We start from the raw sequence: 13968 nt of genomic DNA, 5'->3' as shown, positions 1-13968 counted from the left end.
GCAAGCGATATTAAAAATGGTATATAGCGATATGGACGGCGGACTAAATTATTTGTCAAGTAAGCAGGAGGATATGAGATGAGCATTTTTACTGGCGCAGCTGTTGCTATCGCAACACCATTCAATAACGACGGTTCCGTAAACTACGAAAACCTGGACAACCTTATTGAATTCCAAATCAAAAACAACACCGATGCAATCGTTATCTGTGGAACTACAGGCGAGGCATCAACCCTTTCCCACGAGGAGCATATAGATGTTATCAAGCATTGTGTACAGACTGTAAATCATAGAGTCCCTGTCATCGCAGGTACAGGTTCAAATTCAACTGAGACAGCTATCTATCTTTCACAGGAGGCTGAAAAGGCAGGCGCTGATGCAGTGCTTTTGGTTACACCATACTATAACAAAGCTACTCAAAAAGGACTTTACGTTCATTTTAAGGATACAGCAGATGCAATCTCGCTTCCTTGCATTTTATATAATGTTCCATCAAGAACAGGCTGCAACATTTTACCTGAAACAGCGGTAAAACTTGCAAAAGATGTGGATAACATCGTTGCAATTAAAGAAGCCAGTGGAAATCTTTCTCAGATTGCAAAACTCCTTCAGCTTGCAGATGGTTGCATCGATGTTTACTCAGGAAATGATGACCAGATTGTGCCAATCATGTCACTTGGTGGTCTTGGAGTTATCTCGGTTCTTTCAAATGTTGCTCCACAGCAGACGCATGATTTGTGCCAGGCATGCCTCGATAACGATTTCAAGAAGGCAGCCAAAATGCAGCTTGAGGCATTGCCACTTATTGATGCATTATTCTCAGAGGTTAATCCAATCCCAGTTAAGAAGGCTCTTAACATTATGGGATTTGAGGCAGGTCCACTCAGAAAGCCTTTGACTGAAATGGAAGATGCCCACGCAAAAACTTTAGAGGAGGCTATGAAGTCTTATGGAATTTACTAATACAATTTGGTCCCTGTTACCACCACTTATTGCTATCGTGTTAGCGCTTATCACTAAAGAGGTTTACTCCTCTTTGTTCATCGGTATTTTTACAGGTGGACTTTTATACGCAGGATTTAATCTTACAGCTGCCATGGAGCATATATTTGTAGATGGTATGATTGGTCAGCTTGCAGATAGCTGGAACGTAGGTATTCTTATTTTCCTTGTTGTACTTGGAAGTATGGTCATGCTTATGAACAGAGCCGGTGGTTCTTCTGCATTTGGTAAATGGGCAGTAACCCATGTTAAAACAAAAGCTGGAGCTCAGGTTGCTACAATCATCCTTGGTATGCTTATTTTCATCGACGATTATTTCAACTGCCTTACAGTAGGTTCGGTTATGCGACCTGTTACTGACAAGCATGGCATTTCCCGTGAAAAGCTTGCTTATCTTATCGATGCTACTGCAGCTCCTGTTTGTATCATCGCTCCTATTTCTTCGTGGGCAGCAGCTGTTACAGGCTTCGTCGATGGGGCAAATGGATTGACACTTTTCATCAGAGCCATTCCTTACAACTTCTATGCATTGCTTACACTTGTAATGATGTTTACCATCACTTATATGAAGTTTGATTACGGCGCAATGAATTTAGCAGAGCTTAATCACAGAGCGGCTATTAAGGAGAAAAAGAAACACGGTGCATCCCTTACAGGTGCTGAGGACCAGCCTCATCCACCAGTTTCAGAGAGAGGCTCAGTAATTCATCTTGTACTTCCAATCGCTGCACTTATCATCTGCAACGTAATCGGTATGATTTACACAGGCGGATTTTTCTCAGGTGAGTCATTTGTAGATGCATTCTCAAATTCGGATGCATCAGTAGGACTTGTTTATGGTTCAGTAGTTGCACTTGTAATCACAATTGCTTTCTACCTTATTACAAGAGTTCTTAGCTTCAACGAATGTATGAATGCTATTCCAGAAGGCTTCAAGTCTATGGTACCTGCTATTTTAGTTCTTACATTTGCATGGACCTTAAAGTCTATGACAGACTCTCTTGGAGCAAAGGAATATGTTGCAGGAATCGTAGCTAATGTTGCTGATAATCACGCCCTTATGAGTCTGCTTCCAGCACTTGTATTCCTTGTAGGTATTTTCCTTGCATTTGCCACAGGAACATCTTGGGGAACCTTTGGTATCCTTATTCCTATCGTTGTAAATGTATTCGGTGGCGATGTAAACAACGAGCTTATGATTATTGCAATTTCAGCTTGTATGGCAGGCGCTGTTTGTGGCGATCACTGCTCACCAATTTCAGATACAACTATCATGGCGTCAGCTGGTGCAGATTGTAACCATATTGCCCATGTAAGTACTCAGCTTCCATACGCATTTACTGTAGCTGGTGTGTCGCTTGTATCCTATATTATTTCAGGATTTATCAGAAATTGGTTTGTATGCCTGGTTATCGGTATCATTCTTATGATAGGAACACTGTTTGCTCTAAAGACAGTTTCTCAAAGACAGAAAGCTCAATAATGTAGTATAATCTCCTTAGTATTTCGCTAAGGAGATTTTTTTATGAAGAATGTAAGCTTTTTAGTATTGGATGTTGATGGAACACTGACTGATGGTTGTGTGTACATGGGGGAAAATGGGGAGTTGTGTAAAGCCTTTAACATCAAGGATGGATACGGCATAGCAAATCAGCTTATCCCAGCAGGGGTTAAGCCTGTTATTATCACAGGAAGAACCAGCAAAATCGTAGAAAACCGAGCAAAGGAACTTGGAATTACCCAGGTATATCAGGGGGTATCTGATAAGCTATCAAAGCTTAAAGGAATACTGTCTGCCTATGGAAAGACATTAAAGGACTGTGCCTACATGGGCGATGATTTAAACGATTTAACAGCTATGAAGGCTATTCAGGCAGAAGGTGGTCTTGTAGGATGTCCTGCTGATTCAGCAAAGGAAGTTATTGAAATGGCTGATTTTGTAGCCACAAAGGATGGTGGCAGAGGCTGCGTTAGAGAATTCATTGAATGGTTGGTACTTTAAAATGGTGCAAAATGCAGTCAAAAGATTTGAAATAACAGGAACTGGCCTGAAGACTATAGCAGTAGTTACCATGCTTATTGACCATATTGCAGCAGGTTTTCTGTTGTACTGGCTCAATCAGCAGACGGATGTGGATGTTTTCAATCATTACAGGACTGTTTACATGGTCATGAGGCGTATTGGTCGCATGGCATTCCCTATTTATTGCTACATGCTTGTAGAGGGCTTTTTACATACCTCCAATCTTACGAAATATGTCCAAAGAATTCTTACAATGGCTGTAGTTTCCGAGCTTCCATTTGATTTGGCATTAAGATGGAAGCTTATAGATTGGACTCATAATAATGTTATGTGGGAGTTGGCCCTCGGGCTGTTGGTGCTACTTGCTATACATTCTGTTCTCTACAAAACCGAGGATGCCATAAAAGATGAGCGATTGAGACGTGTCCTTGCAGCAGCCATAATGCTTGCAGGAATGGGAATAGGACACCTGTTACAGCTTGATTATTCAGAAGGCGGCATTGCATGTATCAGTGTCATGTATTTTTTATATGGTGTCACAAAGGAGCAGCGCCTAACATCCTTTGGTATGGGCGTACTGATGCTGGCTCTTATGTCTGGAAATATTGAAGTGTTTGCTTTTATTATGTTAATTCCATTTTTCTTTTATAATGGGAAGCGTGGACGTGATTCAAAGTTTTTACGTGTTTTTTTCTATACTTTTTATCCTTTACATTTAATCATAATTTATATTGCTAGATTAATATTATTGTGATAGAATATCGAAAGTTTGAGCAATTTTAAATGAACCGTGGTTTATTTAATGCAAATTATATTTTACAAAGGGAGGAAATGTATGAATTCACATGCACCAATCAAAGATGCCTCGGCGCTAGGCTTACCGAAAATGCTAATTTTAGGACTTCAACATTTATTTGCAATGTTTGGAGCCACTATTTTAGTTCCAATTCTCGTCAACAATTATTTCAATGGCGAAGGCCTTTCAATTCAGGTTACTCTATTTTTCGCAGGTGTCGGCACCTTATTTTTTCATCTTTGTTCTAAGTTAAAAGTTCCAGCTTTCCTTGGTTCTTCATTTGCTTTTCTTGGCGGATTTCACACAGTTGCTAATTTAAATACCGGTATTTTCAAAAACATGACAATGGGCGAGAAGCTTCCATATGCATGCGGTGGTATTGTTGTAGCAGGCGCCCTTTATCTGGTTCTTGCATTAATCATAAAGCTTGTTGGTATCAACAAGGTTATGAAATATCTTCCACCTGTTGTTACAGGTCCAATCATCATTTGTATCGGCCTTTCTCTGGCTCCATCAGCTATCACAAATGCATCATCTAACTGGCTTCTTGCGATTATCGCACTTTCAGTTGTAATCATCTTTAACATCTGGGGCAAGGGCATGTTTAAAATCCTTCCTATCCTTATGGGTGTCCTTATTTCATACGGTTGTGCCCTTATTTTCAATGCTCTTGGAATGACAAACGCTGACGGCAGCGCAATCCTTAATTTTACAGAAATAAATAATGCAGCATGGATTGGTCTTCCAGATTTCTTCGTTGCCAAATTCAACATTTCAGCAATCCTTGTTATGGCACCAATCGCCATCGCTACCATGATGGAACACATTGGTGATATGTCAGCTATTTCTGCCACAGTAGGAGAGGACCTTGTAGCCGATCCTGGTCTTCATCGCACACTTGCAGGTGATGGTATTGCCACAGCACTTTCAGCATTATTCGGAGGTCCAGCAAATACTACTTACGGCGAAAATACCGGTGTTCTTGAGCTTTCAAGAGTTCATGACCCAAAGGTTATCAGAATAGCAGCAATTTACGCTATTGCCCTTTCATTTATCCCTAAGATGGCAGGCATCATCGGAACTATGCCAAGTGCAATCGTAGGTGGCATAAGCTTTATGCTTTATGGTATGATAAGTGCAATAGGAGTTAGAAACGTGGTTGAGAATCATGTAGATTTCACAAAGTCTAGAAACCTTATTATTGCAGCAGTTATTCTTGTATGTGGCCTTGGTTTCTCAGATGGTCTTACATTTACAATAGGTTCTACAGATATTACTCTTACAAGTCTTGCCATTGCAGCACTTGCTGGCGTTGGACTTAATGCAATCATTCCTGGTAAGGATTACGATTACGGCAATCCAGAGCCATATCACATGGAAAAAATCGTCAGCGAACACACTGATGCAGCAGACCGTAAGTCAGGACAGACTGTAAGCTAACTCTTTAAATCTCAGAGTTTTAGTTTTATTAGATATATTTTTGGAGGTTATTAAAATGGAAAAATTAGAAAATGTAGTTGAGTTAACACATCCATTACTTCAGCACAAAATCACAATGCTTAGAGACAAGAATACAGGTACAGCTGAGTTTAGAGCCCTTGTAGAGGAAATCGCAATGCTTGAAGCATTCGAGGCTCTTAACGATTTACAGACAGTTGAAATCGAGTGTGAGACACCAATCGAGAAGTGCATGGCACCAGTTATTGCTGGTCGTAAGATGGCTATCGTACCTATCCTTCGTGCAGGCCTTGGTATGGTAAATGGTATCCAGCGCCTTGTTCCTACAGCAAAGATTGGTCACATCGGTATGTATCGTGACGAGGAGACACATATCCCTCATGAATATTACTGCAAGCTTCCTAGCCCAATCGAAGAACGTCTTATCGTTGTAACAGACCCTATGCTTGCAACAGGTGGTTCAGCAATCGACGCAATCGGCCTTATCAAGCAGCACGGTGGAAAGCGTATCAAATTCATGGCTATCATCGCTGCACCAGAAGGAGTAAGAGCTCTCCACGAAGCACATCCAGATGTACAGATTTACGTAGGCCACATCGATCGCGAGCTTAACTCAGACGCATACATATGCCCAGGCCTAGGCGACGCCGGCGACCGTATTTTTGGTACTAAATAATTCGTTGCGTACGCGTTCACGTCTAATGCAAATTCTCGTATAATATTACGTCGATATCAAGGCTCGTAGCTGGCAAAGCAGGCCGACCATTTTTGAGGAGTATAGCGAAAGCGATCTCAAAAATGGTTGGATTGATTTGCCAGCTACGGGCCCCCTTTTTATTGTATTTTTTGTGAAATAATAGTAACGAGATTGCATTAGTATTCAGACAATTTTATAATTAACGTATGGTGTAAAGGTGGGGCATTTTACATAAAGAGGTACGAATTTGGAACCTATTAATATCCAAAAAGGAAAAAGAATAATTAGCGAAGGCAACCCTGTAGACTGCATGTACGTAGTAGTTACAGGTTCTATAACGCAAACCTGGAAGGGCCAGCACATTACACTTGGCCCTGGTACTATTGCGGGTCTTTCAGATGCCTTAAATCATGAGTACGACTCTGACTACGTAGTCAGTGAAGACTCAATGGTTATAAAATGTCCTTACAAAACAATGTCTGACTTTAATTCTATTTTTGAGGCACAGCCAGTATATATCTTTGGCTTTTCCAAAGGTGCTTTCAGACAGTGTCGCGATGTTTTCAAAATCTATGATTCATATAAAAAGAAAGTATCAGATTTCTTGTATTATTCCCGAGGTATTGATACAGAGTATAAGAAGCTTTGCAGGTCTGTAGGGATGGAAATTAAAGAAATCCCAATGCTTGAAGAATTAGAACCACTGGTTATTGAGGGTGAAATCCAGACTTGGGAGCATGAATATATAGATAGCCTGAATGCTGTTGATAATAGACAGATTGAAAACATATATGGCTCCCGCACAGAAATCGCAAATGGCGTAATCGGAATCAGCTGCGGCTATATGAAGCGCGCTATAGATGCTATCGAATCCATGGAGTCTTATTTAGAGGAGTTTTCTCCACTCATACTCTCCCAGGAGAAAGGGGACTTGTTTGAGCTTGTGTATAATCTGAGAATATACGCCGCCCAACGCGGAGCAGAGCAGGCCGGAATTATAAAGCTAATGAAGATGCTCTATAAATATATTTCTCAATCTGGGTTATATGACAAGGCTCTTGTAAAGGAGCGATGGACAGAGTACGAGACCCACGATTTTGCAGCTACAGCAGCATCATTTGACGAAGCTAAGATGATGAAGCAGGCTGAGTTTAATCAGGCCTTTGAGCATATTTGCGAATTCGCTGAAATCGACGATGAGAAAACAGCAGAATATAGAAAACAGCTGGATGATTATCTTGCTCTTTCAGATAGAGAGGGTAAGGAGGATAATGAGCGTAAAGTGCGCAAAAAGGCTGTTGATTTGTTCTATGATTTGTATAATAAAACCTTCTTCAGAGCGCTGGTGCTTGAGGCATATGGTGGTGAATTAGATACAATCATCAAGATGTTTTTGAACCTGGGCTATATAGATTATGGTGCCCTGGGGGATGATTTAACAAATGAGCTTGCAGATATAATGGAGCGCATAGATGCACTGTGTTTGGACGAGCATATTTTCACTATCTATACCTGGCTTCGTGCCGTGTACGCAGGGGACAGGGAGCCTAGTAGAAATGAACTGGATCTTGATTACAGAGGTTTTATCTTAGAGGAACGAAAAGCTGGCAACATAGCAGAATCTGACATGGCCGAGTGGATGAATAATCAGGAGGAAAAAGTAAAGTTTGAGATAAACAACTTTTTTGTTTCTGCCAACCGTACAACTTCAGGAAAAATGTCATCCTTCTGTCCTGTACCCACCAAAGAAGATTTTGGTGGCGAAGCCATGCGTATGCTTCTGACAAAAACAAAACTTAGAGAGTCGCTATCCAAAATAGAGGAAGTGGATTACGGTATATTCCTTCGCGAAGGCTTTTACACCGATATGGAGGCAAACGTTAAAAGTGAGCCTTATCTAAAGCGTGTTGAACCTGATATAATTCTGCTTCCAAACTGCGGCATGCGTGCCATGATGTGGCAGGAATGTGGTGGTATAAAAGTGGACACACCAGGCCGATTCGTATTTCCGATGTTCACATTTGATGATTTGGATAAATTTATGATTTACTGCTGTGGTGCCTTCCGTTGGGAAATTTGTAGAAAAGAGCAGGGCTCTAGATGGAACGACATCGGCTCAGATTGCTTAACCTCAGATTTTTACGATTACTTTACTTTCTATCGAAAGAACAAAGATTTATCAGCGGAAAATAAAGAGAAGGTTAAAACCCTTCTTAAATCTTCAAGAAATAATATGCGAGAGGCCTTCACCAAGCAGTATACAATCTGGGTGAATTTCGAGGCTCAGGGAAGTATTCGTTTGAACAAATCTGAGAGAAATATTTTAAATAAGCATTGCACCTTCTCTAAGGCATACAGGAGCAAGGTGAGCTCACATCCTATGTTCGAGCAGGGTATTTCCCGCCATGAGATAAAGTGCAGCCAGGAACTAAATCATCTTAAGACGATCATAGATAAAGTGGAGAAGAACGGAGGTACAGTTCCTGATGAAGTGAAAATGGGCATGGATTATCTTAGGATGTAAAATAGAGGCCAGGTAGCTTGTGTTATCTGGTCTTTTTCTGTGCAAATCCTTCATTAATGTGCTAGAATGATTAAATCATATTAACAAATTAGGAGAACCTATTATAATGGATGGCAAAAAAATAGAGCAGGAAATCCTAGAGATTACCGAAGAACTCATCAAAGATTACAAGTCAGACAGAGCCATTGATAAAATGGACACTTTCCATCAGCCTAACAAGGACAGCATCATTGATATCACAATGAAGCTCCTTAGGATTGTATATCCTGGCTATTATCGAGACCATGTTTACAAGGTTTACAACGTGGAGACAAATCTTAACACCCTGATGGAGGATGTTGTTTATAATCTAAACAAGCAGATAGCATTGATTCTTTGCTACAGTGCAGACTTCTGTGGTTGCTGTGATGAGGAATGCAGTTCAAAGGCTGAGGAGCTTTCTCTTGCATTTCTTAAGAGAATACCTCATGTAAGAGCTCTTTTAGATACAGATTTATCTGCAGCTTTTGATGGGGACCCTGCTGCTACCAGCATAGACGAAATTATTTTTGCTTATCCTGGCATACATGCAATTACCATTTATCGTTTGGCCCATGAGCTTTATCTGCTGGGAGTGCCTATCATTCCTCGTATCATGACAGAATACGCTCACTCAAATACTGGTATCGATATTCACCCAGGAGCTACTATTGGGGAATACTTCTTCATCGATCACGGTACAGGTATCGTAGTTGGTGAGACTACAGTTATCGGTAAAAATGTAAAGGTTTATCAGGGTGTTACCCTAGGAGCTCTTTCTACCAGAGGCGGTCAGACACTTAGAGGTGTGCGCCGTCACCCAACCATCGAGGATAACGTTACCATTTATTCAAATGCTTCTATTCTTGGTGGAGATACAGTTATTGGACATGATTCTATCATCGGAGGTTCTACCTTCATCACTGAGTCTGTTCCACCTGAATCTAGAATATATTACGATGTTAAATAAAAAGGAGTCCATCTCTCGCGTGAGGTGGACTCTTTTTCTATAGTCTTTATCTTACATAATTGATAAGTAGCTTGAAGGTGTTTTCTACGCCTTTTTTGTGGGAGCGCTCATAGCCGTGGCTGGCATATACGCCGGCACCGATAAGACCATGCTTAACATCATAGCCAGCGCCTAAGGCAGCGTCTGCATCAGAACCGTAGTGAGGATAAACGTCTACTGCAAAATCAATATCGTTTTCTTTTGCGGCATTGATTAGATTTGAAACTACCTCGTAATTGTATGGGCCACCAGAATCCTTGGCACAAATGCTTACCTGAGTCTCCTTGCAATCAAGCCCATCACCAATACAGCCCATATCCACTGAAAGGATTTCGGTTACTCCTTCAGGAACAGTTCCGCAGGCACCATGGCCGACCTCTTCATACACTGTGATGTGGTGGTAAACCTTGCGCTCAGGAGTGATATTATTATCTGCTAGATATTTTGCTTGACCTAAAAGTATGCCCACCGAAAGCTTGTCATCAAGGAAACGGCTCTTTATGTAGCCTGAATCAGTTACTCGTGTTCTAGGCTCGAAAGCAACAATGTCACCAATCATTATGCCAAGTGCTTTTGTGTCGTCAGCACTTGAAACCTCTTCATCGATGACAACTTCCATGCCTTTAAATTCACGGGTCTTTGTGGAATATTCACCGTTTACATGAACTGAAGCATCATTTAGCTGGAAAGTACCTTCATAGATTTTGCCATCTCTTGTGTAAATGCGACAGTTCTCAGCTTCACCGTTGTTTGGGGAAAATCCGCCAAGTGGGGTCAGCTCCAGATTTCCATTATCTTTTATCTTGCAAACCATTCCGCCTAAGGTGTCCATGTGGGCTTCGATTAGGATAGCATCATCCTCATTCTTTCCGCCAAGATCCACAAGGATACCACCTTTTGTGGTCATAACAGGCTTATAGCCAAGCTTTTCGTATTCACCCATAAGGTGCTTTGCAGCATTTGCTGTGAAGCCTGTAGGACTGTCAATTCCTAGAATATCCACAGTTTGCTGTACCATATAATCTACATATGCTTTTGTTTCCATATTGTTCCTCCAAAATTATTCTATACCAACTTCAGCTTTTGCCATTCTATCGGCGGCTTCATTTCCAGGAATGCCTGTGTGGGCTTTCACGTGAACGAAGTTTACTTTTAATTTATCCTTGAGTTGATTATATTCTGCTACATAAAATTTAGATATTTTTTTATTTGCTTTCCAAAGCCCTGTGGGCCATTTTTCCACTCCCTCATAATCATAAAAGAGTGTCATTTCTGTAAGTCCAAGCTCCACAGCTTTTTTCATTGCGGCAACAGCACCGTGAACTTCACCAGAGACATTTCTTGATTCTGCTTCTTCAGGATCGTTGCCATTTCCACGGATTTCGATGTCATCTTCAGTTTCACTATAGTGCAAAAAACCGCCATAGCCGTATACTTTTGTGGCTATATTGTAAGAGCCATCTGTAAATGCATAAACATCTGGCAGTTTGTCAGGGGAGTAGGTGGCTGACTCGCAGGTTTGAGCTTTAGACGAATCATTATTCTTTTGAGGCTGCCCCAAATTCATAAAGGCCTGAGCTTCTTCGAGAGTCTCAAATCCCTTAAAAACAGCACCAGGGAAACCTGATGTATTAGCCTGACATTCTGGCCAAGTCTTGTAAATACCAGGAACCTTACCAACACGTACAGCGTAGAAATTCTTTTTTGCCATAAAAATCTCCTAAATGAAATATTACTTAATTATAGTAATAATAATACCTGGGATTTTCAAATGAATTTATGAAAAAACTCTGAAACATGTGTAGGGAAAATTGAACTGGGAAATGATATTAGCTAACATGAAACTATAGGGGTTTACATCACCACTTTAATATGGTAAAGTGTAGAGCAAATAAAAAAAGCCCAAACAAATTGGGCGAAATTAAAAAGGTGTTTTTAGGCACTAAAAAAGCTGGTGACGGGAATTAAGCGAAGCGCTGATTCTTGAGCTTGCTCAAGAATAGATTCAATTCCCTACCAAGTGTTTTTGGACACAAAAAAAGCTGGTGACGGGAATTAAGCGAAGCGCTGATTCTTGAGCTTGCTCAAGAATAGATTCAATTCCCTACTAAGTGTTTTTGGACACAAAAAAAAGCTGGTGACGGGAATTGAACCCGTGACCCCTTCCTTACCAAGGAAGTGCTCTACCTCTGAGCCACACCAGCTTGCTTTTCAGCAAGAAAAAGGATATCAAAGATAGGTGATGAAGTCAATACGTTACCGCAAATTAATTGATATTTCAGAGGTTATTGAGGGAAAGAGTATGAAAATATCAGTAGTGTCTCCCGGAGCAAGTGTTATTTATGAGGATGTAATGCAGGCTCTGTCAAAAAAGGAATCCACTGCAAAAGCTGGGAGCTCTTCAGCCAGCAAGGCTTTTCAAAAGGCCCTAAATACTAAAACTGTTTCAGAAAAGATACCTTCAGCAACATCCTACAAGGATATCTTTATTGAAGCCAGCAAAAAATACGGTGTCAGCTATGATTTGCTTACCGCCATGGCCCAACAGGAATCTGGGTTTAATCCGGATGCAGTCAGCCGAAGTGGTGCTATGGGAATCATGCAGATTATGCCGGAAACTGCTAAAGGGCTAGGGCTTGAGCATCCGTTTGATGCCTACGAAAACATAATGGCAGGAGCAAATTACATTTCTCAGAAGCTCAAAGAGTTTGGTGGAAATGTGGATAATGCACTCGCAGCCTACAATGCTGGAAGCAGTGCGGTAAAGGAATATGGTGGTGTTCCACCCTATGGAGAGACACAAAGCTACGTGAAGAATATTAAAGCTATTATGAAGCGAGGGGCAGATGTGCCTTACACAAACTATATCTCACGTACAGCCTCAAAGGAACAGCTTGAAGCGGACTTAAAGACTCTTCTTCGAGAAATACCTGAGGGGGAAGAATACACGTTACTTAAACAAACACTAGCGGAGATGAATTATTTATGAAAACCCCATTTGTAACAAAAGAAAAAATTAACGAGATTACCAAGCAGATTCCAACTCCTTTTAACATATATGATGAGAAGGGAATTAGAGAAAATGCCAGAGCAGTAAACAAGGCATTCAGCTGGAATAAAGGCTTTAAGGAATATTTTGCAGTAAAGGCAAATCCAAATCCATTCATATTAAAAATCCTTCAGGAGGAAGGCTGCGGTGTGGACTGTGCGTCCTATGTGGAGCTTGCTCTTTCAGATGAGCTTGGCTTTAAAAAGGATGACATTATGTTTTCGTCAAATGATACACCAGCAGAAGAATTCAAGTATGCAGACGATTTGGGAGTTATTGTAAACCTTGACGATTTTACACACATTGATTTCTTTGAAAATGTAGTTGGTCATTTTCCTAAGAAAATGTGCTGCCGCTTTAATCCAGGTGGAGTATACGAGCTTGCAAATGGCATAATGGACAACCCTGGCGACAGCAAGTATGGTATGACTAAAGACCAGATTATTGAGGCATACAAAATCCTTAAGGAAAAGGGCGTAGAGGAATTTGGTATCCATGCATTCCTTGTTTCTAATACAGTAACAAATGACTATTATCCTACACTTGCAAGAACACTTTTTGAGCTTGTTGTGGAAATCAAGGAGCAGACAGGCATCTCTCTTTCGTTTGTAAATCTTTCAGGTGGAGTGGGTATTGCCTACAGACCAGATCAGAAGCCAAATGATATTGCAGTGATTGGAGAGGGCGTTCACAAAGCATTTGATGAAATCCTTGTTCCAGCAGGTCTTGGAAATATTGCTATCTTCACTGAAATGGGCCGCTTTATGATGGGACCTTACGGTGGACTTGTTACTACAGCAATCCATGAGAAGCACATCTATAAGGAATACATCGGAGTGGATGCTTGCGCAGTAGATTTGATGCGCCCAGCAGTTTATGGTTCTTATCATCACGTGACAGTTCTTGGCAAAGAAGATGCTCCAGAGGATCATGTATATGATGTGACAGGATCACTTTGTGAAAACTGTGATAAGTTTGCAGTGGACAGACAGCTTCCAAAGATTGATATGGGAGATGTGCTCTTCATCCACGATACAGGTGCACATGGCTACTCAATGGGCTACAACTACAACGGCAAGCTTAAAAGTGCAGAAGTTCTTCTTAAAGAGGATGGCAGCTTCAAGCTTATCCGCCGTCCAGAAACCATCAAGGATTACCTTGCTACATTCGACAATCTTGGTGTTGTAGATGGAATTTTAAAATAATACAAAATAAGGGGTTATCTTTTTTAATTTTTTGTTGAAAAACATAGCCCCTTTTAGTATACTAATCTTCGGACGCCGGCATGTCGGAATTGGCAGACGAGGCAGACTCAAAATCTGTTGATGGCAACATCGTGTGGGTTCAAGTCCCACTGCCGGCATAAATATTAGTGGTCTAGCTTTGCTAGGC

General features: G+C 41.0%; 12 protein-coding genes and 2 tRNA genes. 11 read left to right on the top strand and 3 right to left on the bottom strand.

What is annotated here, in order from left to right; genetic code table 11:
• Positions 1 to 78 precede the first annotated feature (78 nt).
• The 8 genes from dapA (at position 79) to BLV53_RS10745 (ending at position 9488) form a co-directional block, all read left to right on the top strand.
• Positions 79 to 963: a 4-hydroxy-tetrahydrodipicolinate synthase gene (gene dapA, locus BLV53_RS10780; RefSeq protein WP_090300715.1), complete on the top strand. Its 885-nt coding sequence runs from the start codon at positions 79 to 81 to the stop codon at positions 961 to 963.
• Positions 950 to 2485: a Na+/H+ antiporter NhaC family protein gene (locus BLV53_RS10775; protein ID WP_090300713.1), complete on the top strand. Its 1536-nt coding sequence runs from the start codon at positions 950 to 952 to the stop codon at positions 2483 to 2485. Before dapA ends, BLV53_RS10775 begins: the two co-directional genes overlap by 14 nt.
• A 42-nt stretch (positions 2486 to 2527) precedes the next feature.
• Positions 2528 to 3004, top strand: a complete 477-nt coding sequence (locus BLV53_RS10770; RefSeq protein WP_090300711.1) for a KdsC family phosphatase — start codon at positions 2528 to 2530, stop codon at positions 3002 to 3004.
• Positions 2985 to 3779, top strand: coding sequence for a TraX family protein (locus BLV53_RS10765; RefSeq protein ID WP_170830826.1), 795 nt, complete (start codon positions 2985 to 2987; stop codon positions 3777 to 3779). The genes BLV53_RS10770 and BLV53_RS10765 overlap by 20 nt, the downstream gene beginning before the upstream one ends.
• Before the next feature lie 81 nt (positions 3780 to 3860).
• Positions 3861 to 5261, top strand: coding sequence for a uracil-xanthine permease family protein (locus tag BLV53_RS10760; RefSeq protein ID WP_242879086.1), 1401 nt, complete (start codon positions 3861 to 3863; stop codon positions 5259 to 5261).
• Between the two features lie 55 nt (positions 5262 to 5316).
• Positions 5317 to 5955: a uracil phosphoribosyltransferase gene (gene upp, locus BLV53_RS10755; protein WP_090300707.1), complete on the top strand. Its 639-nt coding sequence runs from the start codon at positions 5317 to 5319 to the stop codon at positions 5953 to 5955.
• Between the two features lie 268 nt (positions 5956 to 6223).
• Positions 6224 to 8500: a cyclic nucleotide-binding domain-containing protein gene (locus tag BLV53_RS10750; RefSeq protein WP_090300705.1), complete on the top strand. Its 2277-nt coding sequence runs from the start codon at positions 6224 to 6226 to the stop codon at positions 8498 to 8500.
• A gap of 106 nt (positions 8501 to 8606) precedes the next feature.
• On the top strand, positions 8607 to 9488 hold the full coding sequence (locus BLV53_RS10745; protein ID WP_090300703.1) for a serine O-acetyltransferase: 882 nt from the start codon (positions 8607 to 8609) through the stop codon (positions 9486 to 9488).
• Between the two features lie 46 nt (positions 9489 to 9534).
• Here BLV53_RS10745 and BLV53_RS10740 read toward each other — a convergent pair whose 3' ends face one another.
• The 3 genes from BLV53_RS10740 to BLV53_RS10730 all read right to left on the bottom strand — a co-directional run bounded on the left by BLV53_RS10740 (position 9535) and on the right by BLV53_RS10730 (position 11731).
• On the bottom strand, positions 9535 to 10572 hold the full coding sequence (locus BLV53_RS10740; protein WP_090300702.1) for a M42 family metallopeptidase: 1038 nt from the start codon (positions 10570 to 10572) through the stop codon (positions 9535 to 9537).
• Positions 10573 to 10587: 15 nt separating this feature from the next.
• Positions 10588 to 11238 carry a ribonuclease H1 domain-containing protein gene (locus BLV53_RS10735; protein WP_090300700.1) on the bottom strand — a complete coding sequence of 217 codons (651 nt, stop codon included), beginning with the start codon at positions 11236 to 11238 and terminating at the stop codon, positions 10588 to 10590.
• Between the two features lie 421 nt (positions 11239 to 11659).
• Positions 11660 to 11731: transfer RNA gene (locus BLV53_RS10730), tRNA-Thr, on the bottom strand.
• A gap of 38 nt (positions 11732 to 11769) precedes the next feature.
• Between BLV53_RS10730 and BLV53_RS10725 the strand changes: the two genes are divergently transcribed.
• The 3 genes from BLV53_RS10725 to BLV53_RS10715 all read left to right on the top strand — a co-directional run bounded on the left by BLV53_RS10725 (position 11770) and on the right by BLV53_RS10715 (position 13939).
• On the top strand, positions 11770 to 12516 hold the full coding sequence (locus tag BLV53_RS10725; protein ID WP_242879089.1) for a lytic transglycosylase domain-containing protein: 747 nt from the start codon (positions 11770 to 11772) through the stop codon (positions 12514 to 12516).
• Positions 12513 to 13781 carry a diaminopimelate decarboxylase gene (locus BLV53_RS10720; protein WP_090300696.1) on the top strand — a complete coding sequence of 423 codons (1269 nt, stop codon included), beginning with the start codon at positions 12513 to 12515 and terminating at the stop codon, positions 13779 to 13781. The genes BLV53_RS10725 and BLV53_RS10720 overlap by 4 nt, the downstream gene beginning before the upstream one ends.
• A gap of 74 nt (positions 13782 to 13855) precedes the next feature.
• Positions 13856 to 13939 (top strand) — tRNA-Leu (locus BLV53_RS10715).
• Positions 13940 to 13968: the final 29 nt, after the last annotated feature.

This window comes from Pseudobutyrivibrio sp. ACV-2, assembly GCF_900107545.1.
Classification (GTDB): Bacteria; Bacillota; Clostridia; order Lachnospirales; family Lachnospiraceae; genus Pseudobutyrivibrio.
The sequence above is the reverse complement of the archived record's forward strand: the minus strand, read 5'-3'. Positions and strand labels throughout refer to the sequence as shown.

Excerpts from the sequence above, each read along its gene's own strand:
- dapA (WP_090300715.1), top strand. The coding sequence starts at position 79 with ATGAGCATTTTTACTGGCGCAGCTGTTGCTATCGCAACACCATTCAAT.
- BLV53_RS10775 (WP_090300713.1), top strand. The coding sequence starts at position 950 with ATGGAATTTACTAATACAATTTGGTCCCTGTTACCACCACTTATTGCT.
- BLV53_RS10770 (WP_090300711.1), top strand. The coding sequence starts at position 2,528 with ATGAAGAATGTAAGCTTTTTAGTATTGGATGTTGATGGAACACTGACT.
- BLV53_RS10760 (WP_242879086.1), top strand. The coding sequence starts at position 3,861 with ATGAATTCACATGCACCAATCAAAGATGCCTCGGCGCTAGGCTTACCG.
- upp (WP_090300707.1), top strand. The coding sequence starts at position 5,317 with ATGGAAAAATTAGAAAATGTAGTTGAGTTAACACATCCATTACTTCAG.
- BLV53_RS10745 (WP_090300703.1), top strand. The coding sequence starts at position 8,607 with ATGGATGGCAAAAAAATAGAGCAGGAAATCCTAGAGATTACCGAAGAA.
- BLV53_RS10740 (WP_090300702.1), bottom strand. The coding sequence starts at position 10,572 with ATGGAAACAAAAGCATATGTAGATTATATGGTACAGCAAACTGTGGAT.
- BLV53_RS10735 (WP_090300700.1), bottom strand. The coding sequence starts at position 11,238 with ATGGCAAAAAAGAATTTCTACGCTGTACGTGTTGGTAAGGTTCCTGGT.
- BLV53_RS10725 (WP_242879089.1), top strand. The coding sequence starts at position 11,770 with ATGAAGTCAATACGTTACCGCAAATTAATTGATATTTCAGAGGTTATT.
- BLV53_RS10720 (WP_090300696.1), top strand. The coding sequence starts at position 12,513 with ATGAAAACCCCATTTGTAACAAAAGAAAAAATTAACGAGATTACCAAG.